The organism is Mesorhizobium sp. M0047 (assembly GCF_040323315.1).
Lineage (GTDB): Bacteria > Pseudomonadota > Alphaproteobacteria > Rhizobiales > Rhizobiaceae > Mesorhizobium.
In genome coordinates this window covers 26,551-50,696 of the sequence record NZ_JAMYUW010000034.1, presented here as the reverse complement: position 1 = coordinate 50,696, position 24,146 = coordinate 26,551, and the positions used below count along the sequence as shown (strand labels likewise).

Genomic DNA, 24,146 nt, shown 5'->3' with positions numbered 1-24,146 from the left:
GTCAGAGCTTTTCCCGGTTTCGCGGATCGAGGAATGCGTTGACAAGATCCGAGAGCGTCGTAGCGGTAACAATAAGGAACGTGGTGACGAGCACCACGCCCATCACAATCGGATAGTTGCGCGTGTTGACCGCGTTCACAATCAAAGCGCCGATGCCGGGTCTTGCGAAAACGACCTCAATAAAGACAGCGGACGAAAGCAGCCACGCGATGCCCACCCCAAGTATGGTCACTGTCGGCAGGATCGCGAGCGGCAGCGCGTAGCGCGCAACGATGCGCCATTCCGAGATCCCGAAAGCGCGAGCCATGCGCACGTGGTTTTCCCCCAGGATCTCAAGCATGGATGCCCGTACCAGCCGGGAGATGTAGCCGACCCAGCCAATACCTATGGCGAAAGCTGGGAGGACGAGATAGATAAGTCCATCCCAGAATCCATTGCCGGCTCCGATCGCTGGCAACCAGCGCAGAGTCACGGCAAAAATCAGCAGCGCATACACTGCCATGACGAAGGACGGAATGGCGATCGTGGCGATCGTCACGACGCCGGCCACATGGTCGACCGTGGAGTCGCGTCGTATCGCCGAGTAGCAGCCGAGCGGCACGGCTATTACGACCGCCCATAAGATCGAGACGAAGATCAGTTCGATCGTGTAAGGCAATTGCTCGAAGACGATGTCGGCGACAGGTCTCTGGCTGAACACGTCAAAACCGAGATTGCCGTGGAGCAGCCCGCCGAAGAAGCTTGCTAACTGCACGATTAATGGTTGGTCCAGCCCCATCTGCTGATGGAGCTGCGCCTTCATCTCGGGCGTCGCGCGCGGACCGAGCAAAATCGCGGCAGGATCGCCCGGCACCGCATGAATCATCAGGAACAAAAGCGTCACCGCGATCACAACAATTGTGACCGCGAGGACAACCCGCTCGAGGAGGTAGAGCCACATGTTCCCGTAAAGCCTAGACCGGCTTGAAATCGACGAACAGCGGATCCCCGGACGGAATAGTTGCGGCTTCCATCTGGGTGGTGCGGTACATGAAAGCCCTCGCGCCGTTGGTCAGGAACCGGTAGGCGCCCGATTCTTCCATTATATCCTGCATCTCGTAATAGACCTTGGCACGCTCCCCAGGGTCGCTGATAGTGACCGCCTTAGCGACCAGCTCATCAAAGCGCGCGCTGCGGAAGCGCTCCCAGTTCCATTCGCCCACTTGAGCTTGCACGAAGTAGGTCACAAAGGAATGTGGATCCGGCGCAGCGATGAACCCATTTACGATGAGCTGCAAGTCCTTCCAGCGCTCGCCCTCCGTCTCCATGCCGAGCGTCCAGAATGTGCTGTTATCTCGGACATTGACCTCGACCGAAATGCCGATCTGGGACAATTGTGCTTGCACCGTCTGGGCAATCGTTGAATTAACGTTGTCGTTTTGGCAATCGATGCTCAAGGTCAGGTCGCTCACGCCGGCCTTTTCCAGAAACTCCTTTGCCTTTGCGAGATCCCCTTCGGGTGGGATGAGCGCCTTTGCACGGTGCCCAATGATCCCCGGAGCAATCGTGCCTGTCGCCAAGTTGACCTGGCCCGAATAGGCAAGATCCAGGATCTGCGGCACATTGATCGCCCATTGGATCGCCTTGCGGACATTGATGTCCTTCAGCTTCGGATGATCCATATTCATGCCGATCCAGTAATACCAGAGCGACGGCTTATCCTCGACCTTCGTGTTGGCGGGAGGAGTGCTCTTGAAGGTCGCAAGCGAATCCAGACTGAATTCAGTGAAATCGACATCGCTCGCCTGGTAAGCGCGTTCCGCCGCCTTGAGGTCATCGATCGGCAAGATTCGGATTTCGTCAAAACCCGGCTTCTGGCCCGACCAATCTGGATTACGTGTCAAGAGTATGTATTGTTTGGGCTTCCAGTCGGCGAGCACATAGGGACCAGAGAACGCTATCTGCTTCGTGCCGAAATCACCGCCGTCCTTGGTTGCCTTCATTACCGATTCCTCGGAAATTATGTGGCCCACCCCACCAGTGGGCAGCACGACGGTCCAAACCGGCACGTACGGCTTGGTGAACACGAGCACGCCCGTGTAGTCGTCCTCGATCTCGACGCGATCGAGCGCCCCCCCCCAATCCGCTCCTTTTTTTCTGCGCTCGAAGGAGAATTTGACGTCCTTGGTTGTCATCTCGCCGTAACCGCCGGTGAACTTGATGCCTTTCTTCAGGCGAAAGCGGATATGGGTCTGGTCAACCTGCTCGATTTTTTCTGCCGCCTCTAGCTCCCAGGACCATTCGGCACCCGGCTTAAAGCGAATGAGCTTCGAATAGATACAGTTAGCCACGTCCACGTCCACGGCTCTCGCCCAGTTGCCGGGATCGAGCTTGGCGAGGTCGCCATCGGAACGCACCCTGAGCACCTTGCCTTCGGCTGCCCAGATGGCTTGCGACAATGGCATGCCGCCCACGACGATGCCCCCGCCCAGCGCGGCGGCGGCTTTGAGAAGGGCCCGGCGGTTCACGTGCTTTATGATATTATTCATGATCGATCCTCCCGTTCTGCTGATTGAGCTCCCGTTCGAAGCCGGGCTGCTTTCGTATTGTTGCATCAGCAGTAGAAACTGCTTATACGGCTCGCAATCGAAATAACCTCAACAGCGGGGTGAGTTTTTCGTCGGTGCTACAGAAGGTAAGGTCGCGCCGGCGCCCCTGAGCGGGCGGTAACGGCATTCACTCCTTCGCTCTCGGCGATCGCCTCGACGACCAATCCCGCCGGGATCAAGGACGAAAAACGCAAATTTCTCATCATGGTGCTGCTTCCCCTCTGAAAACAGCACCACGCCGCCATGCAAAATCATCAAATGTGAGTCAGCCCCCCTTTTTCGTTAAAAAAGGGGTCCCGATTCCGCGATCATTGACATTGAGTTGCTAAGCGCAGACATCGCCCAGTGCATGCTACGCTACGGCCGCGTCGGACATTGATTGGGCAGCGTCGCAGATCGCGAAGCATAGTTCGTACAGTTTTCCTACGTTCAGCCGCAAATGGGTTGGGGATCGCGGGCAAAGTCGGTCGAAACGCAGGCCACCGCGTCGCCTTGCAATTGTTTTCTCCCGAGATCTTGAGCATCCCTTGCCCAATTTGTCGCGTCGCGCGATTATCGAAGTGTTTGGAGCTTGAGATGGTTCGCCGCTATTACGACCTGCCGTCCCTGACTGCTTTGGCTGTTTTTGAGGCGTCTGCCCGGCACCTGTCATTCAAATTGGCTGCTGCGGAACTGAACGTCACTCCTGGCGCCGTCAGCCGACAGATCAAAGCGATCGAGGATGAATTGGGGGTTCCGCTGTTTACCCGATTGGCAACCGGTGTGGCGCTGACAAGCGCGGGCGAAGACCTTTATGGCGTGTTGGCCAGCGGCTTTTCGCGCGCCTCAGAAATCGTACGAAATCTGAAGCGCGGCGACCGTTCCAAGAACGTCACGCTGGCGTGCTCTGACGCCTTCGCTTCGACATGGCTGATCCCGCGCATGCCGGACTTCTGGACACGGTACCAGGATATTGCCGTTGACCACCTTATCTCGGACAATCCACGCGATTACCGCCGCGCCGAGGTCGAATTACGCATCCGCTACGGATTCGGATCGTGGTCGAACGAAAATGCCGAGCTTCTGTTCGACGAAACGATCTACCCAGTTTGCGGACCAGGATTTGCAAGCAAACATCGGGACGCAACGGCGGAGTCACTGGCAGACCTGCCCCTGCTACATGTTGATTGGGTTGATCCTGACTGGGCTGGCTGGGACGAAGTTTTACGGCGTGCGGGGGTACCGCACGGCTCGACTCGCGGTCGGCGCTTTGGAACGTTCTTCGTGGCGCTTCAGGCGGCCCAGGCTGACCAAGGCGTTGCCGTCGGCTGGCACCGTCTGGTCAAAGCGCAGATCGATCAAGGGAAATTGGTCAGGCTGACGGATCTCGAGTTGCCAGCACCTGGCAGCTATTATCTCACGTGGAATGACAATCGCACGCTTTCCCCTGCTGCGGAGAGCCTCCGTAGCTGGATCCGGGAAGCGGCGGCGCAAGAACGAGAAAGCTAGAGCGGTTCACGGCTTGGTGGAATCGAAGGGATTCCCGATTTGTCGGTTTTGTGATTCAAGATGCTGGCTGGAGTAGAGGCCAGCATCTGATGACTCGACCTCTTTCCAATGATCTTCGCGAGCGGGTTGTGGCGGCGGTTTTGAGTGGCGCGAGCCGGCGGTCTGCCGCCAAACGGTTCGGCATTTCGGTTTCGGCGGCGGTGAAGCTGTTGCAGCGTCATGAGACGACCGGGTCGGTGGCGCCGGGCGGGTGGACATCGCAAGAGGGTGCTTGAGCCGCACCGTGCTTTCATCGAGGCGCGTATACGTGAGACGCCACATCTGACGCTGCATGGTCTGAAGGATGAGTTGGCTGGCCGTGGGGTGAAGGTTTCCCACAACGCGGTGTGGCTGTTCCTGCGCCGCGAGGGCCTGAGTTTCAAAAAAAACGCTGTTCGCCCTTGAGCAGGCACGCGCTGATATTGCCCGCAGGCGCCAGCGATAGCGATATTGGCAAACTGGTCTCGATCCGCAGCGCCTGGTCTTCATCGATGAGACCTGGATCAAGACCAACATGGCTCCGCTGCGCGGTTGGGGACCGAAGGGCAAGCGGCTGCGCGGCTTGGCTCCGCACGGCCATTGGCGCACGCTGACCTTCCTGGGCGCGTTGCGCTGGGATCGGCTCGCGGCACCCTGCGTCTTCGACGGACCAATCAACGGCCAATGCTTTCGCGCCTATGTAGAACAGCAACTCGTCGCCGTGCTGAAGCCAGGCGAGATCGTCGTCATGGACAATCTGGGAAGTCATAAATCGGCGGCCATCAGGCAAATGATCAAGGCCGCCGGCGCCAGGCTTTGGTACCTGCCGCCCTACTCTCCGGACCTCAATCCGATCGAGCAGGCCTTCGCTAAGATCAAACACTGGATGCGCCAGGCTCAGAAACGCACCGTCGAGGACACTTGGCGCCATATCGGCCACCTCGTCGAAACCATCGAGGCTGCCGAGTGCAAGAACTACTTCGCAAACGCCGGATACGCTTCCGTCAAAACGTGAAATGCTCTAGAGCTCTCTGCCGGCGCGGTTCTGCATCGCCCACAGCTTCAGGGGCGCTCCGATCGACATCAGCGGTTCTGGATAAAGCCGAACCGGGGCTGGCTCGTTCAGGGCGTCTGCAACCATTGGCTCATTGCTTCCGACAGCAAGATCGGCAGCCAGCATCCCGTAGAGGGTGCCCTGCACCGTTCCGAGGCCATTGCAGCATCCGGCTACGAAGACTCTCTCCTCAATTTCGCCGAATGCGGGCGCGGAATTGAGGGAGAGACATAAGTGACCTCCCCAGCGAAACTCCATCGGCATTTCGCCCAGCATCGGAAAGCGTGCACGGAACGATCGATCGTGCGCAGCGCCGATCTGATTGATCTGCTTCTCGCTCGTGGACATGTCCGGATTATACGTGAAGGTGTTACGGACGATGATCCGGTCGCCGATCCTTCGGATGGTCGATCCCATCGGGTCGGCCGGGATCAAGCCCCAATGCGGCTCACCGTCCAGAGCTGCCTGTTCGCTCTTGGAGAGAGGCCTTGTCATGCTGGCGTAGGTAAACACATGCAGCAGGCGTTTCTTGAAGAAACCAAAGCTTTCGAGATGACCGTTGACTGTCAGTATCAACCGCGGCGCGGTGATCTCGCCCTCGGCCGTCTCGGCAGTGTGCAGTTTGCCGGTCTGCAAAGATGTGACCGGTGAATTCTCGAATAGCTGCACACGCCTCGACAAGCCTTCGGCGAGTCCACGGATGAAGCCGGCCGGCTGTGCCATTACAGTACCCGGCGTGAAGGTACCGCCGACGAAGAAGTCGGTTCCGGTGATTTCCTTCAACTGCGGCCCGTCGAGCCGCTCGAATGGCTCGCCTAACCCCGTCAGGTGCTTTTCGAATTCGCGTAGAACGGCAAGGCCGTGATCGGTTGCAGCTCCATGGTACTTGCCAGCCCGCACGAAGAATTTCTGCAACCCGTATTCGTCCGCGGCCGAAGCAGAGAAATCGATCGCGGCCCGGTTCAACCGGATGCGCTTGCGATCGTGGTCCTGGCTTCCGCCGTAGTGTGCACCACCCAGCTCGTGCGGAAGATCGATCATGAAGCCGGAGTTGCGCCCGGCAGCACCCCAGCCGACGCGTTGCGCGTCGACAACCACTATGCGTTCGTTCGGAACCAATTGTGACAGGCGCCGCGCGGCCGCCAGTCCAGCAAACCCAGCTCCTACAATGAGCCAGTCCGCTTTGTGACGGCCGCGCAGCACCTGAGGCGCCTTGGGAGGCGGCAGAATACCGTACCAGCCCGGCATGGATGTGTCCGTAGGCGTGCGGACTGACCCACGATCACTCATCAGTGCGACCAGGCTAGTCTACGGAACGCGAGACCTTTGGGTCGGAAATGTCCGCCCAAATGGTCTTGAGTTCAGTATATTGGTCGTGGGCATGCAATGACTTGTCTCGTCCCCCGAACCCCGAAAGCTTGAAGCCGCCGAAGGGAGTCGAGACGTCTCCTTCGCCGTAGCAATTGATGGTCACCGTCCCGGCGCGAATGTCCCTCGCCATGCGATGTGCCTTGCCGAGATTGGCGGTAAAGATCGACGCTGCAAGCCCGTATTGCGTATCGTTGGCGACCCGAAGCGCCTCGTCAGCGTTGGCCACCTTGATGACCGATAGCACTGGACCGAAAATCTCTTCCCGGGCGATCGCCATCTCGAGCTTAACATCATCGAACACAGTCGGCTCGATAAAATAACCTTTGCCGTGCTTATGAGCATTTCCGCCCGCCACGACCCTGGCGCCTTCCGCCCGCCCCTTCTTGATGTAGCCCATGATGCGGTCGAATTGCTCCTTCGACACAATGGCGCCCAGCCGATTGCCCGGGTCCAACGGGTCGCCCAAAGGCCATTCCTTGAGCTTGTGGAGAACGGTTTCCACCAAGCGGTCCTTGATCTTCTCATGGACGATCAGGCGGGAATTGGACGAGCAGTTCTCGCCCATGTTCCAGAAAACACCCTGAGTGACGTGCTGTGCGACAACGTCCAAATTCTCGGCGTCATCCAGCACGATGCACGGGTTCTTTCCCCCGCATTCAAGCACGATGCGCTTCAGGTTGGATTTAGCGGAGTATTCCAAGAATTTCCGGCCAACATCGGTCGAGCCGGTGAATGCGACCATGTCGATATCGGCATGCATACCGAGTGCCTTACCGGTCACTTCGCCCGGACCGGTGACGATCTGCAGGACGCCTGGCGGCAACCCGGCCTCATGCGCTAGCTCGGCGATCCGTAACGTCGACATGTTGGTCTGCTCGGCCGGCTTGACGATGACCGAGTTTCCGGTCGCGAGCGCCGGCCCGATCTTCCAGGCCAGCATCAGGATCGGGAAATTCCAGGGCAGAACGCAGGCGACCACCCCCAGTGGCTGGCGCACGATCATCGACACGACATCATCGCCAGAAGGCGACGTCTGGCCGTAGAGCTTGTCGGTGGCTTCCGCGTGCCATTCCAGACAATGCAGGGCCTCGGGAATGTCTATGGTCTCGACGTCGTAGATCGGCTTGCCGCTTTCTAGCGTCTCAAGCACTGCAAGCTCATGGGCGTTTCGCTTCATCAGTTTCACGAGCCGCCGCAGAACGCGCTTGCGTTCGCTCGGATGCGCACGCGACCAAGCGCCCGATTCAAACGCCAGTCGTGCCTCCTCGACAGCGAGATCGACGTCGGCCTGGCCGCAGGAAGCGATCCTGGCGATGACCTGCCCTGTCGCGGGATTGATGGTCTCGAAAGTATCCCCAGATTGTGCCGCCCGCGCCTTGCCGTCAGTCACTGCGCCGGTCGGCAGTGGCAGGCTGTCCGCCAGGTTCTGGTACTCATCACGCGTTAATAGCGATGACATTCTCGGAAGCCCTCTTCTGGGATTTTGCAGTGATTGACGCGATGACTGCCTTAAGGGTGCGGATCGTCGACTCGAGTTCCCGCTTCTGTTCGTCGTCGAGTGCCCGCATCGGCCGACGCACGGGCCCAGCCGGCAACCCAGCCAATTCGCACCCGAACTTGATGCTCTGTACGAACTTGCCGCCCTGCTCGAGAAGTCTCATCAGAGGCAGAAGCGCCGACATGATCTGCCGGCCCTTGGTGAAGTCCTTCTCGATTACGCAGGCTTCGTACAGCGCGAGGTGCTCAGCCGGCAGGCAGTTGCCGGCGCCGCAGACCCAGCCTTTTGCGCCCCAGGCGAAGAATTCGAGGGCCTGATCGTCCATGCCGCAAAACAGATCAATGTGCGGATAGTCACGAGCCAAGGCGTGCAGCTGATTCATGCTGCCGCTGGATTCCTTGATGGCGCAGAAATTGGAGCTGCGACCAACGCGGTTCAGGAACTCGAGGTCCATCATCGTTCCGGTGCGCCCGGGATAGTTGTAGAGCATCACCGGTAGATTGGCGGCCTTGTCGATCGCAAGCGCATGATTGGCAAGTTCGAGCTGCGTGGGAACAGCGTAGTACGGGGAGCCGACCAGGATTCCGTCGTATTTCAGGTCCTTTGCAACCAGCGCATATTCAATGCAGTCCTCGGTACGAATGGCGCCGACGCCGGCGATCAGGGGCATCTTCCCCTTCACCACGCCCCTGGCAAGCTTAAGCAGGCTGACACGCTCGTCGCGTGAGTGGGCGTAGTACTCGCCTGTCGTCCCACCGACAATGATCCCGTGGACACCCGTCGCGACTAGGTGCTCGACCATGACGCAGAAACCGTCACGGTCGATCGATCCATCCGCGTGAAAGGGCGTAGTGACGGGCGGAATAACGCCTTTGAACGACATCTGCCTGGCTCCAACTTGGGCTAGAGGCCAACGGTTATATGCAAAGCGATCTGTCGTAACAGCTGAATTAAAGTCACCCGACACAATACTTTTTTGCCACATCCGTTCTGAAAAGTCCCGGTACCTTCCCCTTGAACCGGCTCACCAGTACTCACCAGTCCCAAGTGGGCTACGATGTTGAGGGATATAGCGTCCGGGCTACGTTTGCCTTTGGGAAGTTACCGCAAGCGCATTGGATGAGCGCTGGGTTTCGCCAGTGTGGACAAGTATGACCAATTTTAGATGGGTGAAAGCGCCGTTCGATCCGGTGCTGCAGTCGCCGACTGCCTCATGCGCTTGGCACCGCCGACGCTTGTCATCGCGGTCGTCGCGCGAAAATCCTTGGCTATGGACGACCCGTTCTCGGGGCTCTGTGCCCTTATCCGTCCGAGAGCGTCTCGAGAACAGACTGCCTTCATGACGCACGACTGCGAGGAGGCCAAGCTCTGGTAACCGACCTACGGTCTAGATTGGAGCTGACCTTGCCCCTCTGATCTAATCCGGTTTGAAGTTCGTTCTGGCCCATCGAGAGGACCAGGACATGAAACGTAGCCGCTTCTCTGAAGAGCAGATCATCGGAATTTTGAAGGAACACGAGGCCGGGGTATCGGTTGCCGATCTGTGCCGCAAGCACGGGGTCAGCGACGCCTCGATCTACAACTGGAAGGCCCGCTTCGGCGGGATGGATATCTCCGAGGCTCGGCGACTGAAGGCGCTGGAGGACGAGAACACGCGGCTAAAGCGGCTTTTGGCCGACGCCATGCTCGACAATGCCGCGTTGAAGGATCTTGTGGGAAAGAATGTATGGTCCGCCCCGTCCGTGCAAGGGTTCGCGACATCGCCGATGACGATTCCAGTTGCATAAATGTATCCGGCCTCTCGCGAGTGAGCTGCTGTTGCAGCCAGGCCATGATGAGATCCGCGCACGCCGTTCCCAATAAATGGTTCGGGCACGAAGCCCGCTTTTTTGCACAGGGCTTACGGCATGCTGATCCACTGTTTCGCCATCACTATTCCCGAGCCTTGCAATCGAGCCGGAGCGTCAGGCGAAAGCAGGGTCCCTGCGTTCGTAGAGCGCTCCCGGCTTGGTCAGGACAACCCAGACAATGCGCGCCATCTTGGCGGCAAGTGCGACAACAGCTTTGTTCGGGTGCATACGGCTCTGCAACCCGTCAAGCCAGCTTCCCAGGCGGTCCCGGGTTCGATCCAGGTGACGGAAGCATGATCGCGCGCCATGAACGAGCAGCTTGCGAACGTAGCGGTTCCCGCGCTTACTGATACCGAGTAGCTTCTGCTTGCCTCCGGTCGAGTATTCTCGAGGGACCAGCCCCAGCCATGCGGCCAGGTCGCGAGCCTTCTGGAACTGGCATCCGGTGCCGACGGCCGCCAGTAGCGCGGTGGCTCCCAATGCTCCGATTCCGGGGATCGTCATGAGCCGGCGGGCAACATCTTCTCGGTCTGCGATCGCTGCGATCTCCCTCGTCACGTCGTTGATGCGCTGTTCCAACTGGCGCAGATCTGCGAACAGGTCCACGAGCAGTTTGCGCATTGCCGGCGAGAGGTCATTCGAAAGGTCATCGAGAACCAGTGGCAAGTCGAGCTTGAACAGTCCGGCGCCCTGTCTCAATGCGATGCCGTATTCCAGGCAGAATGCTCGCATCTGGTTGATCAGACGGGTTCGCGTGCCGATCATCTGGTCGCGCACCCGATGCAAAGCTTGGAGGTCGGATTGCTCCTCGCTCTTGATCGCGGCAAATCGCATCGTCGGCCGCGTGGCTGCTTCGGCGATAGCTTCGGCATCGATGATGTCGCTCTTGTTCGACTTGACGTATGGCTTCACGAACTGCGCTGGGATCAGGCGAACCTTGTGCCCCAGTGCCTGAAGTCTCCTGGCGATCCATTGCGATCCAGCGCACGATTCCATCCCGACGATTGCCGGCGCTGCCCGCTCAAAGAACTTCATCAACGTATCGCGTCGGAAGCGAATTCGCTGGACGGGCTCGCCGTCGCTGTCCAAGCCGACGACGTGGAAGATGTTCTTGCCGATATCGACACCATAGACGGCCGCAGGGCGCGGCGCATTGCGTGGGGACATTGCAACCTCCTTTGTTGTGACTGCCCAGATGATGCTGCGGGAGGACGGGGCGGACCATCCCATTAATGGTGACGCCTGCGGCCAAGCGGAAAGCTGTCGCTCGCCTGAAGGAAGGCTTCGGGATGAGCGAACGGCGGGCGTGTAAAGCCATCGGCTGTTGCCGCATGACGGTTCGCTACGAGACCAGCAGGCCGGACGACCGCGAGGTTCGCGAGCGGATGAAGGCAATCGCGCAGGAACGTCGTCGGTTCGGCTACCGGCGTCTTCTCGTGATGCTGAGGCGGGAGGGCCTGATCGTGAACCACAAGAAGCTGTTCCGGCTCTATCGGGAGGAGAAGCTCGCCGTTCGCCGCCGTGGCGGCCGCAAACGGGCGATCGGGACAAGGGCGCCGATGCTGGTGCCGCTGAGGCCCGACGAGCGCTGGTCGCTCGACTTCGTATCGGACCAGCTCACCGACGGGCGCCGCTTCCGCATCATGGCCGTCGTCGACGACTGCACGAGAGAGTGCCTGGCACTCATCGTTGATACGTCTCTCTCGGGCATGCGGGTTGCCCGCGAATTGGACCGGCTCATTACCGAGCGCGGCCGGCCGAGGATGATCGTCAGCGACAATGGCAGCGAGTTCACCTCGAACGCCATCCTTTCCTGGGCGGATCAGAGCCGCGTCGAATGGCATTACATTGCGCCCGGCAAGCCGATGCAGAATGGCTTCATCGAGAGCTTCAACGGCCGACTGCGCGATGAACTGCTCAACGAGACGCTGTTTACCTCGCTGGCTCAGGCGCGCGTCGCCATCGCCCTGTGGCGCGCCGATTACAATACCGCCCGGCCGCACTCCCAAATCGCCTGGCAGACACCGGCCGAGTTCGCCGGCACCTTCAATCCGCGACGGTCGCTCGCGCTGCGCTATGCCAAAGGCTCCGCGCCAGCGCCCGTCCCTTCACCCGCCCAGCAGGGCACAACCCACGCCGGAAAGGAACTCAAAACTGGATAGAAACTGGGGGCAAGGTCAGAGCGACCATCGGCTCAATTTCGAAGAGACCTGCATCAAGGGCTGATTCGAAAGGACACTTCCAGTTACGAGGCAGAAGGGGGGGACGCATGCCGGTTTGCGCCGCGCCCTGCAGGAAGAGCTCGAGGGGAGCCGAAATAATGGGGTGTCACGTCCAGCTTCGCTGCTACGCAAGACCGTTGCAGAAGAAAAAACGACACTCGGTAAGTGACCTTTTTGCAGCTCGCTTCATATTGACTTGCGTTCCAGTCTACGGCCAGGTTGACGAACTTTCGGTTCACGGACCGGCATGTCCTGGCGATCTTTGAGGGGATGGAATGGTCTCTAATACGCAACTTGATGAGCGACGGAAGCTGGCAGTTGCGCGCGGGGTTTCGTGCGCATTTCCCATCTTCGCCGATCGAGCTTCGGAAGCTGAACTTTGGGACGTCGAAGGCCGTCGTTACATCGACCTTGTAGGCGGGATGGGCGCCCTCGCCGTCGGTCATTCGCATCCCAAAATTGTCGCAGCGGTGCGTGAACAGCTCGATCGTTTCAGCCACACGTTCTTTGGGACGGCGCCCTATGAGGGGTATGTTGCCGTGGCCGAACGTCTGAATGCGATGACCAAGGTTGGAACGACAGCAAAAACACTGCTCGTGACGACAGGCACCGAAGCAGTTGAAAACTCCGTGAAAATTGCGCGCGCCTTTACCAAAAGGCGAGGAGTCGTTGTGTTTAGCGGCGCCTTTCACGGCCGCTCTATGTTCACTATGAGTATGACCGGTAAGGTAAAGCCTTACAAAGAATCCTTCGGTCCATTCCCTGCTGATATATACCGGGTACCTTTTCCGTACGCTTACCGTGGCGTTAGCAGCGAAGATACGCTAGCCGCAATCCATTCACTATTTGAAAGCGAAATCGAGCCGCAGGCGATCGCGGCTATCGTCATCGAGCCGCTTCAGGGTGAAGGTGGATTCCTGGCAGCGCCTCCCGATTTTCTGGTTGCGTTGCGGAAGCTATGCGACGTCCACGGAATCGTTCTGGTCGCAGACGAAGTTCAATGTGGTTTCGGCAGGACGGGCCGCCTCTTCTCAATTGAACATTCCGGCGTCGAACCGGACCTTGTGGCTGTTGGCAAGAGCCTCGGCGCCGGACTGCCCCTAGCGGCCGTAGTCGGCAAAGCAGAGATCATGGATGCGGTTGGACCCGGCGGTCTAGGAGGAACCTATGCCGGAAACCCACTGGCATGCGCTGCGGCGCTGGCAGTGATCGACGTGCTTGAACAAGGGAAGCTGATGCAACGCGCCGAAGAAATTGGCGCTCGCATGGAAGCCGGTTTCCGCCGTATCCAGACCGCAGGCAACCGTTCCGTTATCGGGGACATCCGTGGACAAGGGGCAATGCTCGGAATTGAGCTCGTTGAAGATCCCGACAGCCGTGCTCCCGCCCGCTCACTCACTGAAAAGGTGATCCAGGAGGCGGCAAGACGTGGTCTACTCCTCGCCGCGGCCGGGCGCCATTTCAACGTGATCCGGGTGCTGGTTCCGCTCACCATCTCAAACGAGGTCCTCGACGAAGCCATCGCTATCATCGAAGGATCTATCCAACACGCGGTGGCGAGTGAGCTCTGAGCCAGCGCGCATGGCTCGCCTGGACGCAGTTTGCGGCGCCGTAGTGGCATCGATGATCGAAGCTCTTGCCCGCCAGCCGCATCAGTGGATCAAATGTTGGCACGGTGCCGAAAATCATAAAGCATATATTGGAATTCTATCAGCATCGAGGGGTGACAATGCACGGGTCGAATTACGGACGCGCTATGACGGGAGGCCCGCTGTGACGACCATTAGTCCGACTGCAGGTTCGGTTAACTCTCAATCCGCGTGGACAGAGAGCGCAGGGACCGCGGCCGCTCGCTCTGCCCTGGCGGGGTTTGCCGCTCGTTCTGACCTCGTCCGCGAGTTTCTGGCCGCCCCTTTCGGCCGCCACAGCGCCGAGCTGCATCTCATTCTAGACGTCATGCGCTCACAGCCGATAGCTGGAAAGTGGATTGCCATTATGACCAAGCCTTATAGTGAATGGCGCGCTGCGCGCTGGTCGCTGGACATGCCCTTGCGGGTGGCCGAAATAGCGCCGCCGCGCTTTGAATCTCGCGAGGATGTTGAGCGCTGGGTTTTCAAGCAGCGTTGGCAGCACCTCTTCGGCGCGCTCCCAATGCCGGAGGATGGCGATGATGTCTGATCGTCCAGCGATTCTTGCTTATGCAGACCGCGACAGCGTTAAGCCTGGCGAAACCATTGCCTTCGCTGTCAGCTGTATGAAGCTCGACAGCTTCGACTGCGATTTCGTGCGGCTGCTTGGCTTCGATGCCGGACCGGAGATGCCAACGTTCCAGCCGCCCGTGATGCCGGTTCCGGAGGCCAAGCGGTATCCAGGACGTGAACAACCCATTCGTGCTGGGTCCTACATCAAAGTCGGCGGATCGCAGCGACTGGCAGATCTTAGGTCGGTAACCATTTGTGCTTACGTCATGCCGACCCTTGTTGCCGGCCAGCCACGTTGCCTGCTTAGTACTCTGACCCCCGGCGGAGACGGGGGAATAGCGTTACGGCTGGAGGCGGACGGCTGCCTGGCGGCAATCCTCGGAAATCCAGTTGAACCACGGGTCTACCGCCTGGATCGTCCCTTGTCTCTCTGGCTCTGGAGCTTCGTTGCGCTGACCTATGATGCCGAACGCCATCAATTGCAGATTCTGGTGCATCTCCTCGCTTCCGGGACGCATGACCATGTTGGCGCGACCTGGCTGACTGTTGACGACGTGGACCCGCCCGCGCGCGGCGATGGCCGCCTTCTAATAGCGGCCGAACGGGATGATAGTGGAATTCCTCGCCACCACTTCAATGGCAAGATCGAGCGTCCCCGCATCCTGGCAGCGGCGCTGTCGCTCGAAGACCTAAGCGATTTGGCGTCACGCAAGCCGACCGACCCTTTGAGTTGGCCCTGTCTGGCGGATTGGAATTTGCTGGGCGATCCAGTGTCTGAAATCATTCCAGATGAATCAGGCTCTGGCCACGACGGCGTGTGCATCAATCAGCCCACCCGTGCTGTCCAGGGATCGAATTGGGAAAGCCCTACGATGGATTGGCGCCGCGCGCCTGAACAGTACGGCGCGGCTCACTTCCATCATGACGATATCGAGAACCCGGGCTGGCACGAAGACTTGCGGCTTACCGTGCCGACCGATTGGTCCAGCGGATGCTACGCCGCGTGTCTGCGCGGCGGTGGTGCAGAGTTCTTTGTTCCGTTTTTTGTGCGGCAGTCTGCCGACGCTACCAGTGATGTTGCTTTTCTGGCACCGACTGCGACATACGCGGCTTACGCGAACTTGACCATGCAGCGGCAAACGAACGAGTATAACCTCGGTTGCCTAGCGTCCTCGTACACGCCGCTCGATCTGCTGGCGTTCGAACACCCGGGCCTTGGTAAGTCACTCTATGATCCACACGACGATGGCAGCGAACGGTGCATTGGATCCCTGCGACGCCCGGTGGTCAATCTGCAGCCCGGAGGCTGGCTCTGGAACTTCCAGATTGATCTTTGTTTACTCGGTTGGCTCGCCCGAGTGACTCCCGATCACCAGGTACTTACAGACGAAGACCTAGACCGCGAGGGTTTGGCGGCACTGGATAAATGTCGGGTGCTTATTACGGGAAGTCATCCTGAGTATTGGTCGCTGCCGATGTTGCATGCCCTGGATGACTTTCTCGCAAGGGGTGGGCGCCTTATGTATCTCGGTGGAAACGGGTTTACCAGCGCGATCGATTACCATCCTCAACGAAAAGGCCTGATTGAATTCAGGCGGCGCCATTCAAGAAATGGTCGCTTCGGGGCCGGTGAAGCCCATAGCAGCTTTAGTGGCCGCCCCTGCGGCATGTGGCCGGACTTAGGTAGACCCGAGCAATCCCTGGTAGGCATTGGATATCTTACTGAAGCCTTTGACCGCGGCAGTTATTATCGTCGTCTCGCCGCTAGCAACGATGTCCGAGCTCGCTTTATTTTCGAGGGTATAGCTGAAGATATCATTGGCGATTTCGGCATTATCGGCGGGGCCGCCGGACTTGAGATCGACGTAATTGATGAAACGTTAGGTACGCCGCGTCACGCGCTAGTGGTAGCTGCTTCCGAGCAGCATGGCAGTTCTTACGCGCACACACTGGGCGGGTTGGATTTCTTCACTAGGTTGTGGAATGATGCGCCACAGGAGCCTATCCGCGCTGATATGACGTTTTTCGAGACCCCCGCAGGCGGTGCGGTCTTTTCTGTCGGTTCTATAGCTTGGGGCAGCAGTCTTTCCTACGCCGACTATTCCAACAATGTCGCACGGATTTCTGAGAACGTGTTACGCCGCTTCCGCGATCCGACGCCCTTCCCAATGCCTGATTGACTCAGTTGGCGGAGAGCCGGGATTAAGGGGCTGCTACGATGCCGTGACGCTAACGACCAGCGGCGAGGGGTATCCACCTACCGCCGGCCCTCGACGTGCAGAGAGACTGTTGTCAAGACACTTACCTCTGATACGCAGGCGTGCCTTCTTAGACGAAAAAGCGGCCCGCCAAACGTCTACAGTCCTCGCAGAAGCCCTACCTCGCGCCGGTCACTAAAGTCCGCCTACGGCCTTGAGCTTCGCGTTGACCTTGATTACCGGTTCCATCGCCGCGAAGATGGTATCCGATAGGTGGCACTTGATTTCGTGACCGTCCAGCATCTTCCTCGTCGGAGGCACCTCGCGCTCACAGAGATCTCCTGGAACGAGGGTTCTGTAGCGACAACGCGTATGGAATGGGCAGCCAGTCGGTGGATTCATGGCCGAAGGAATATCGCCTTCAAGCACAATCTGCTTTTTCACGACTGAAGTGTCGGCGATCGGGATCGCTGAAAGCAGCGCCTCTGTATAAGGGTTGTATGGAGGGCTGAAAATCTGGTCGGTCGTGCCCTGTTCGACGATATAGCCGAGATACATGACGACGACGCGGTCGGCGATGTAGCGCACGACCGACAGGTCATGGCTGATGAACAGCATGGTCGTCTTGTTCTTGCGCTGAATGTCCATCAGCAGCTCAGTCACCGCCGCCTGCACCGAAACGTCGAGCGCCGATACGGGCTCGTCGGCCACCACGACCTTGGCAGCACCGGCGAAGGCACGGGCGATCCCTATGCGCTGCTTCTGCCCCCCAGAAAGCTGGCGCGGCTTGCGGGTCTCGAACGCCCGCGGCAGCTTCACCAGGTCGAGAAGCTCCAGCATGCGCTTGCGGCGATCGACGGGACTGCACCCAACCTTGAACCTCTCAAGTGTGCGGATGATCTGCGAGCCGACTGTGTAGCTCGGGTTAAGCGTATCGAAGGGGTTTTGGAACACCATCTGGATTGACGAGACCGTCTCCACGTCGCGGTTCTCGACGCTAGTGGACTGGATTTCCATGTTTCCGAGGGTAACTTTGCCGGAACTTGCCGTCTCCAGCCCGAGTAGCACCTTAGCCAGCGTCGACTTTCCGCAACCGGATTCGCCCACGATCGCCACAGTCTCGGATTCGCGCGCGGTGAAGGAGATCGTCTCGATGGCCTTGACGACGCGGCCCTCGCTCGAGCCGAACACTTTACTGCCGCCGACCTTGTAGTACTTCCTAAGATCCTCGATCTTGAGCACCGGCGCGCCGGGCTCGACGCGTTCGTTGACCTTCTTGGCGCCGGGCGGCAGCGCTTCCCAGTCGATCTCGTTGAAGCGCACGCAGCGCGAAAAATGGCCTTCGTGACCAGCGACCTCGATCATCGGGATTTCGGCGGCGTTGCAGACGCCCTCGACGAAATGGTGGCAGCGGGGGCCGAAATTGCAGCCCTTCGGCCGCTCGTGAGGCAGCGGCAATTGGCCCGGGATTGAGATCAGAGGCCGCGAATTCTTGTCGGCGCCGGGCAGCGGGATCGAGCGGAACAGGCCTTGCGTGTAGGGATGGCGCATCCGGTCGAAGACGTCCTTGATCTTGCCGGTCTCCACCGCTTCGCCCGAATACATCACCGTGATGCGGTCGCAGGTTTCCAGGATCAGGCCGAGATTGTGCGACACGAAGATCATCGAGGTGCCGAACTTCTCGCCGAGCCCCTTGACCAGGTCGACGATGCCGGCTTCGACCGTCACGTCGAGCGCCGTCGTCGGCTCGTCAAGCAGCAGCAGTGCCGGCTTCGACAGCAGCGCCATCGCGATGACGATGCGCTGCTGCTGGCCACCGGAAAGCTGGTGCGGATAGGAGCGCATCATGCGCTCGGGATCGGGCAGCCTGACCGAGCGCACCATTTCCAGCGCGCGTCGATAAGCCTCTTCCTTCGACACCTTGTCGTGGATCAGCGGCACTTCCATCAGTTGCTGGCCGACCTTCATCGCCGGGTTCAGGCTGGCCATCGGCTCCTGGTAGATCATCGCGATCTTGTTGCCGCGGATGGCGCGCAGTTCCTCGTCGGACAACTCGCCCATGTCCTTGCCCTGGAACTTTATCCGGCCGCCGACGATCTTTCCGATGTTGGAGAGGTCCCGCATGATGCCGAGCGACACGGTCGACTTGCCGCAGCCGGATTCGCCGACGATGCCCATCGCTTCGCCAGGCATGACCGTGCAGGAGAAGTCCATGACGGCCGGTATCTCGCCCTTGCGGGTGAAGAAGGAGATCGACAGGTTCTCGATCTCGATGATCGGCCCATTGGTCGGCTTGGCGGGATTTCGAACTGCCTCATTCATGGGTCGCTCCAATCCTTGTTGTTTCAAGCATATCGGGTCGAGAACCCGTCCATCAATCTTTCATCGATTGTTCACGCAGCGAGTCGGCCAGCAGATTAAGGCCGAGCACGAACGACATCAGCGCGATCGTCGGCGGCAGCGCCGGGTGGATAAAAGAGCGCAGCAGGCGGCTGGCATCCTTGATCGACGTGCCCCAATCTGGGCTTTCGGGCGCCAGCCCCAGCCCGAAATAACCAAGCGCGCCGAGCAGTATTGTGGTGTAGCCGATGCGCAGACAGGTATCGACGATCAACGGTCCGCGAGCATTGGGCAGTATTTCCCAAAGCATAATATACCACGGCGTCTCGCCGCGCGTCTGGGCAGCAGCCACATAGTCGCGCGTCTTGATGTCCATGACGAGCCCGCGCACGATGCGGAACACGCTGGGTGAGGAGCCGAGCACCACCGCCACGAAGATATTGAGCTGGTTGGGATCGACATGAACAATGCCGAGCGGATCGGCATCGAAGACGAAGCTGGCATAGATCCAGCCGCCGATCAGCATCGTCAGTCCGATTAGCACGTAGTGCCGGTCGGGCCGGTCTTCGAAGCGCGTATGGAACAGCGCCAGGAAGAATATGATCGGGAGCAGAAAGATGAAGGCCGCGAGCGACCGCGGGACCGACACTCCGATGCCGGTCGCCTCGCTGAACCAGTTGTCGAAGGACAGCTGGCGGATTTCGGGCGTCACCAGCAGGTAGAACAGGAGGATAACCGGGAAGGCCAACACCAGGTTGGCAAGAAAAGACAGGACGGAATCGATCCTGCCACCGTAGTGCCCCGCCGGCAGGCCAAGCCCGATGCCGACAATCAGCGCGAAGGTGGTGGCGAACGGCGCGATTACCATCACTATGCGGCTGCCGTAGACCATGCGCGAGAAGACGTCGCGCGCGAGTCTATCGCCGCCCAACAGAAAGACCTGCTTGGTGCCGGGGTCGATGGAACCAGGCAGCGCATTCTTCATGATCGAGATTTGCGCCAGCGGATCAAGCGGCGCGATGATCGAGGCGAAGATCGCCGTGAACAGCCAGAACAGGCAGATTGCGACGCCTGCGATACCTGCACCGCTGTCGAACAGCTGACCATAAAGGCCTAGTCTCTTCCTGAAAGCGAAGCTCAGGCCCATGACCACGGCGAGAGATACCCCAACTGGCCAAAAACGGAAGAGGACGCCGAGGACTACCTGCGTGGCGCCAATAGATTCGAGGTCCATTCGCCGCCCCTCCTCCTATTGCACGCGAATGCGCGGATTGAGATAGACGTAGCCGATGTCCGACATCAGCTGCGTGAACAGCACGATGGCCACCGACACTAGCGAGCAGGCTAGCAGGAGGTCGATGTCGTTGTTGCCCGCCGCTTGCACCAGCGTGAAACCGAATCCCTGGTAGCGGAACATTGTCTCGACGATCACCACACCGGTCAGCAGCCAGGGGAACTGCAGCATGATGAGAGTGAACGGCGTGATCAGCGCATTGCGCAGCGCGTGCTTCATGACCACCGCATGGAAGCTCAGACCCTTGAGCCGGGCCGTTCGGATGAATTGGGCCGTCATGACCTCGACCATCGAGGCACGCGTCATGCGGGCGATGTAGCCCGCCCCGAAGAACGCAACCGTTATGACCGGCAGGGTGAAATTATACAACGTGATCCCGTGATCGGTTGCCGTGGCGGCCGAGCCGTTCAGCCAACCCAGCCCGCTCGCGAAGATCACGGTGAAGATGACGCCCGAAACATATTCCGGGGTCGCCGTGGACACGATCGAGATGACAGAGACGATTCGGTCCGTTCGAGACCCCTCCCGCATCCCGGCAATCACACCGGCGACGAGCGCCACCGGCTGCATGACCACCATGACCCAGAACATGAGGATGGCTGTCGCCTCGAGCGCCGGGGAGAGCGTGTCGACGACCTTGACTCGGAATTGCGTCGAGCAGCCGAAATCGCCTTGCAGCACGCCCGAGAGTTGCCGCGTCTCCGGTTCGTGGCAGAAGCCGAACTTGAGCGCCGGCTTGCCGGTCTTCGGGTCGAGGACCGGATCCTTCGGCCAAACGCCGATCCATTCGGCGTAGCGCTTGAAGAACGGCTCGTGATACCCGTTCGCCTGGAGCCAGTTCTCCACGTCCGCGGCGCTGGCGCGATAATTCGTTTGCACCAGCGCAAGCTTCTTGAGGTTCGGTCCCAGGTTGACCAGATAGAAGACAACGAGCGTCAAAGCAACCATGGTCAGCGCCATGACTCCGAGGCGCCTCAGTATGAGTCTCAGAATGGCATCCTCCCCTATTGATGGGTGGAACTCCCCACCTATCAATGTCGATCATGATTTTCCTTTTTAGGCCTGCTGAAGCAGCGGCGATCGAACGTGATGCTTACCAGCCCATTTCTGGATTGCCACTCGAATTAAAATCAATCGGCAGGCTATTTTTTTGCGTCAGCTGCAGGGCTTCGATAGTGCCAGTTGTCTCGAACCCTTTGACCATGCGCGGCCAATCTGCAAATCCAATCACTGAGCTCGGGACTCAACACGGCCACCGCCACAAAGATTCGGCCAACGGGAGAGGAATAAGATATGAGCATCACCAACCGCGAACTCGAGAGCAGGCGCGCAGCCTCACCGCTCCGCGATCCAGTCGAGTTCGCGGGCGACGCGCTCATCGAATAGCGAGTTGTCGACGAGTGCCGCCAGGCACTCCCGGCTGAAGTCGTCGACTACCCCACAGAATGTAAAAGCGGCGCCCATCGGTCAGTGTCAAGACGAAGTCGAGGCTCCCGCGCTGTTTGCTCTCCTGCGGATCGTCACCGGCGCTCTCAAGAGACCATAGAGCTTCTTCCGGTGGTCGACGCGCCCTCGCGCTTCAGGAGCAGATGCAGCCGCCGATAACCGAAGTGGCCGCGCTCCGCTGCCCGATCGGGCAGTGTCGCGCGCGGGCTCACGTCGCCCGGCCGCACCGAGCGGTAGCGGTAGACGCGCGGCGCAAATGCCCATCAGTTCGCACGCGCGGCGCTGGGAGTATGGCCCTTGCGGCCAATTGATCTTTTTCCCCGCATCAGAGCCGCGAAGTCCGCCGCTCTCGGTACTTTGAATTTGGCTGTCGATTACGCCGGCCGTCGGCTCCTACTTGCGGCCTTCGATCAGACGCGTCGCCGGCACAGAATATCGTAGACGAGGTTCCAAAAGCCGCCGTCGCGCAACCGGTTGAAGTGATATATGACCGTCGTGATCGGCGGGACATCCTTGGGCAACCATGGGCGACTTCCGTCGACCGCGAAGACAATCATGCACCCGGCAGCGTCGTCTCTTTGTGACTTTGTGTGGGGAGGTTTGATTAGAATCAGAGGCTCGTCGTCCCCCACCGAGCCCCCTTGATTATACCCGCAGCAGGTCACCAATCTTATGCAGCCCGGTCGAGCCAAACCTTACCGAGGTCAATCTCGAATGCCGGGTGCATCGCGTAGCCCCTGACTTGCTTTGTGGAATGATTAAACAAGGAAACCCAATAAGGCTGAATGATGATGCCGGAATCTTGGAGGAGCGTTTCAATATCTTGCATGAGCGCCTTGCGCTTCTGTGGATCCGGCAACGTCAACACCGCGTCGACTTTCTTATCGAACTCCGGGTTTGACCAGGCCGACTCATTCCATGCTGCGCCACTGCGATAGGCAAGCACCAAGTTCTGTACACCCAACGGTCGATGATTCCAGTTCGTTATCGAAAGTGGGTATTTCAACCAATTGTTCCAAAAAGTGGCCCCGGGAACAACCGTACGCTTCACCTTGAATCCGGCCTCGCGCAACTGCGCGGCAATCACATCGCCCGTATCCCTCCACCAATCCCCGTCAGGAGTGATGATCTCGTGTTCAAAGTCCATCTGGCCAGCTTCGGCCATAAGCCGCTTGGCAGCCTCAACATCCCGTTTCTTTTCCGGGACAGGATAATACTCGGGGTGTAGTGGTGCTACATGGTAATTCGCAGCAACGGTGCCGTAGCCATTGTAGGCAGTTTGCAGCACAGCATTATTGTCAACCGCCAGCTGCAGCGCATTGCGCACCCGCTGGTCGTCATAGGGCTTAGTGGTGACGTGGGTGCGGCACACTATCGTTGCAGACGTTTTAGCTTCATACTTTGCCAAACCGAGGTCATCATATGTGGCGACGAAATTTACCTCCGTCTGATAGTTAGCATCTACTTCGCCTGACTCGAAAGCGCTCTGAAGAGTAGAGGGATCAGCGCCGTAGCTGATGAATCGCACTTCGTCGAGGTACGCTTCACCGCCCCACCAGCTTCCGTTTGTTCGACGCTTTAGGACGGCCATTTTGTCCACGTCGAATGATACTAGTTCAAACGGTCCCGTGCCTATGGGATGCGCAGCGATGTCCGACCCATTCTTTTCGTAGTCACGGTGGACAATCAGCGCTGGATAATCGGAAAACGTGGGAATGATCGTAATATCGGGTTTTGGGAGCTTGAGCTTAATCGTGTAATCGTCAGCTTTCGCGATGACGCCTTCTAGCGCTTTGCCCGTCTTTTCATCAATGAGGGTGGCCATCCGTGCGGCCATTGTGTTTCCAGGCGCGTCCCTTTCACACCAGCGTAGCAAGTTAAATGTCACGTCATCTGCAGTGAAGTCGTCCCCGTTGTTCCACTTCACACCCTTCCGTAGGTGCAGGACATATTCCGTTGCATCGTCATTCGTTTCCCAACTTTCAAGAAGTCTGGGTTCAAAGGTATGTTCAGTGGTATACTTGACTAAAGGTTCGAGGAATTGGCGGTAGATGTTAGCCAAATCCGGCAAGTCATTTACGCGGGGATCCCTCGGACCATAAACCGGATGGGCAATTCGCAGAGTTCCGCCTTTCTTAGGCGCTTCGTCGGCATGCGCCGGCGGCGTTGCATCCAGCATCGAATACGCCATAGCTGTCGACGCACCGAAGATGGAAGCAAGGGCCAGGAACTCGCGCCGGTCAATCCCGCCCTTTTTTGCTTCCTCGGCGACACTGTCGAAGCACTTAGGCATGGGCTTGCCATGTCTAGTGAAATACCCCATCTAAACCTCCCAAATTGGTTACCGCTAGAGGCTATAGGAAAGGGCGTCTCTGGGCAGTCGCAAAAAAATCACTCGGCAGGCGACTTTTTTGCGAATTCGTCCTGTGTTGGCTTGAGGTAACCTCGTTGCGGCGTTGGCTACCGCATTCCCGATTGGTTGTCGGGGCTATTCTATCTTACTGCGGGCGTCGGCCATGTTGCCGGCCACAAAGCGTCTGACGGGCATTCCCCTGCCGTGGTCCCGCCTCCGCCTATG

General features: G+C 59.0%; 15 protein-coding genes and 3 pseudogenes. 7 read left to right on the top strand and 11 right to left on the bottom strand.

The features are described 5' to 3' along the window. Nucleotide 1: 1 nt before the first annotated feature. Both NKJ89_RS26125 and NKJ89_RS26120 read right to left on the bottom strand, forming a co-directional pair. Entirely contained in the window at nucleotides 2-940 is a 939-nt protein-coding gene (locus tag NKJ89_RS26125; protein WP_352606797.1) for an ABC transporter permease, read from the bottom strand. A 13-nt stretch (nucleotides 941-953) separates the two neighbouring features. Further along, a complete protein-coding gene (locus NKJ89_RS26120) occupies nucleotides 954-2,528 on the bottom strand; it encodes an ABC transporter substrate-binding protein (RefSeq protein WP_352606795.1) in 1,575 nt (524 codons plus the stop codon). A 636-nt stretch (nucleotides 2,529-3,164) separates the two neighbouring features. Between NKJ89_RS26120 and NKJ89_RS26115 the strand changes: the two genes are divergently transcribed. Beyond that, complete coding sequence (locus tag NKJ89_RS26115; protein WP_352606793.1) at nucleotides 3,165-4,076, top strand: LysR substrate-binding domain-containing protein; 912 nt, start codon at nucleotides 3,165-3,167, stop codon at nucleotides 4,074-4,076. An 89-nt stretch (nucleotides 4,077-4,165) separates the two neighbouring features. Beyond that, nucleotides 4,166-5,109: pseudogene (locus NKJ89_RS26110) on the top strand (IS630 family transposase). A gap of 6 nt (nucleotides 5,110-5,115) precedes the next feature. Here NKJ89_RS26110 and NKJ89_RS26105 read toward each other — a convergent pair. From NKJ89_RS26105 to NKJ89_RS26095, 3 genes are read right to left on the bottom strand one after another with little or no spacing between them, the layout of a single operon-like run. Further along, nucleotides 5,116-6,396 carry an NAD(P)/FAD-dependent oxidoreductase gene (locus NKJ89_RS26105; RefSeq protein WP_352606791.1) on the bottom strand — a complete coding sequence of 427 codons (1,281 nt, stop codon included), beginning with the start codon at nucleotides 6,394-6,396 and terminating at the stop codon, nucleotides 5,116-5,118. Nucleotides 6,397-6,451: 55 nt separating this feature from the next. Next, the gene (locus NKJ89_RS26100) at nucleotides 6,452-7,978 is read right to left on the bottom strand and encodes an aldehyde dehydrogenase (RefSeq protein ID WP_352606789.1); all 1,527 of its coding nucleotides are present in this window, start codon (nucleotides 7,976-7,978) and stop codon (nucleotides 6,452-6,454) included. Next, the gene (locus NKJ89_RS26095) at nucleotides 7,956-8,900 is read right to left on the bottom strand and encodes a dihydrodipicolinate synthase family protein (RefSeq protein ID WP_352606788.1); all 945 of its coding nucleotides are present in this window, start codon (nucleotides 8,898-8,900) and stop codon (nucleotides 7,956-7,958) included. The genes NKJ89_RS26100 and NKJ89_RS26095 overlap by 23 nt, the downstream gene beginning before the upstream one ends. Before the next feature lie 580 nt (nucleotides 8,901-9,480). Here NKJ89_RS26095 and NKJ89_RS26090 point away from each other — a divergent pair. Continuing rightward, nucleotides 9,481-9,744: pseudogene (locus NKJ89_RS26090) on the top strand (transposase); the annotation flags it as partial. Nucleotides 9,745-9,981: 237 nt separating this feature from the next. Here NKJ89_RS26090 and NKJ89_RS26085 read toward each other — a convergent pair. Continuing rightward, nucleotides 9,982-11,034 (bottom strand): IS110 family RNA-guided transposase, encoded by a 1,053-nt coding sequence (locus NKJ89_RS26085; RefSeq protein ID WP_352606786.1) that lies wholly within the window; start codon nucleotides 11,032-11,034, stop codon nucleotides 9,982-9,984. A 65-nt stretch (nucleotides 11,035-11,099) separates the two neighbouring features. On the opposite strand from NKJ89_RS26085, the pseudogene NKJ89_RS26080 reads away from it, so the two are divergent. From NKJ89_RS26080 to NKJ89_RS26065, 4 genes and pseudogenes are all read left to right on the top strand, one after another. Next, a pseudogene (locus NKJ89_RS26080) lies at nucleotides 11,100-12,029 on the top strand (IS3 family transposase); the annotation flags it as partial. A gap of 335 nt (nucleotides 12,030-12,364) precedes the next feature. Beyond that, a complete protein-coding gene (gene gabT, locus NKJ89_RS26075) occupies nucleotides 12,365-13,660 on the top strand; it encodes a 4-aminobutyrate--2-oxoglutarate transaminase (RefSeq protein WP_352606784.1) in 1,296 nt (431 codons plus the stop codon). 52 nt (nucleotides 13,661-13,712) lie between these two features. Beyond that, on the top strand, nucleotides 13,713-14,267 hold the full coding sequence (locus NKJ89_RS26070; protein ID WP_352606782.1) for a N,N-dimethylformamidase alpha subunit family protein: 555 nt from the start codon (nucleotides 13,713-13,715) through the stop codon (nucleotides 14,265-14,267). Further along, entirely contained in the window at nucleotides 14,257-16,470 is a 2,214-nt protein-coding gene (locus tag NKJ89_RS26065; RefSeq protein ID WP_352606780.1) for a N,N-dimethylformamidase beta subunit family domain-containing protein, read from the top strand. The genes NKJ89_RS26070 and NKJ89_RS26065 overlap by 11 nt, the downstream gene beginning before the upstream one ends. Nucleotides 16,471-16,683: 213 nt before the next feature. On the opposite strand, the gene NKJ89_RS26060 is transcribed toward NKJ89_RS26065, so the two are convergent. The 5 genes from NKJ89_RS26060 to NKJ89_RS26035 form a co-directional block, all read right to left on the bottom strand. Further along, nucleotides 16,684-18,810 (bottom strand): dipeptide ABC transporter ATP-binding protein, encoded by a 2,127-nt coding sequence (locus tag NKJ89_RS26060; RefSeq protein WP_352606778.1) that lies wholly within the window; start codon nucleotides 18,808-18,810, stop codon nucleotides 16,684-16,686. Nucleotides 18,811-18,862: 52 nt separating this feature from the next. After that, complete coding sequence (locus NKJ89_RS26055) at nucleotides 18,863-20,062, bottom strand: ABC transporter permease (protein WP_352606776.1); 1,200 nt, start codon at nucleotides 20,060-20,062, stop codon at nucleotides 18,863-18,865. A gap of 15 nt (nucleotides 20,063-20,077) precedes the next feature. Further along, complete coding sequence (locus tag NKJ89_RS26050; protein WP_352606774.1) at nucleotides 20,078-21,082, bottom strand: ABC transporter permease; 1,005 nt, start codon at nucleotides 21,080-21,082, stop codon at nucleotides 20,078-20,080. A gap of 375 nt (nucleotides 21,083-21,457) precedes the next feature. Next, entirely contained in the window at nucleotides 21,458-21,586 is a 129-nt protein-coding gene (locus tag NKJ89_RS26045) for a hypothetical protein (RefSeq protein WP_502904154.1), read from the bottom strand. Nucleotides 21,587-22,238: 652 nt separating this feature from the next. Beyond that, complete coding sequence (locus tag NKJ89_RS26035; protein WP_352606772.1) at nucleotides 22,239-23,891, bottom strand: ABC transporter substrate-binding protein; 1,653 nt, start codon at nucleotides 23,889-23,891, stop codon at nucleotides 22,239-22,241. Nucleotides 23,892-24,146 lie beyond the last annotated feature (255 nt).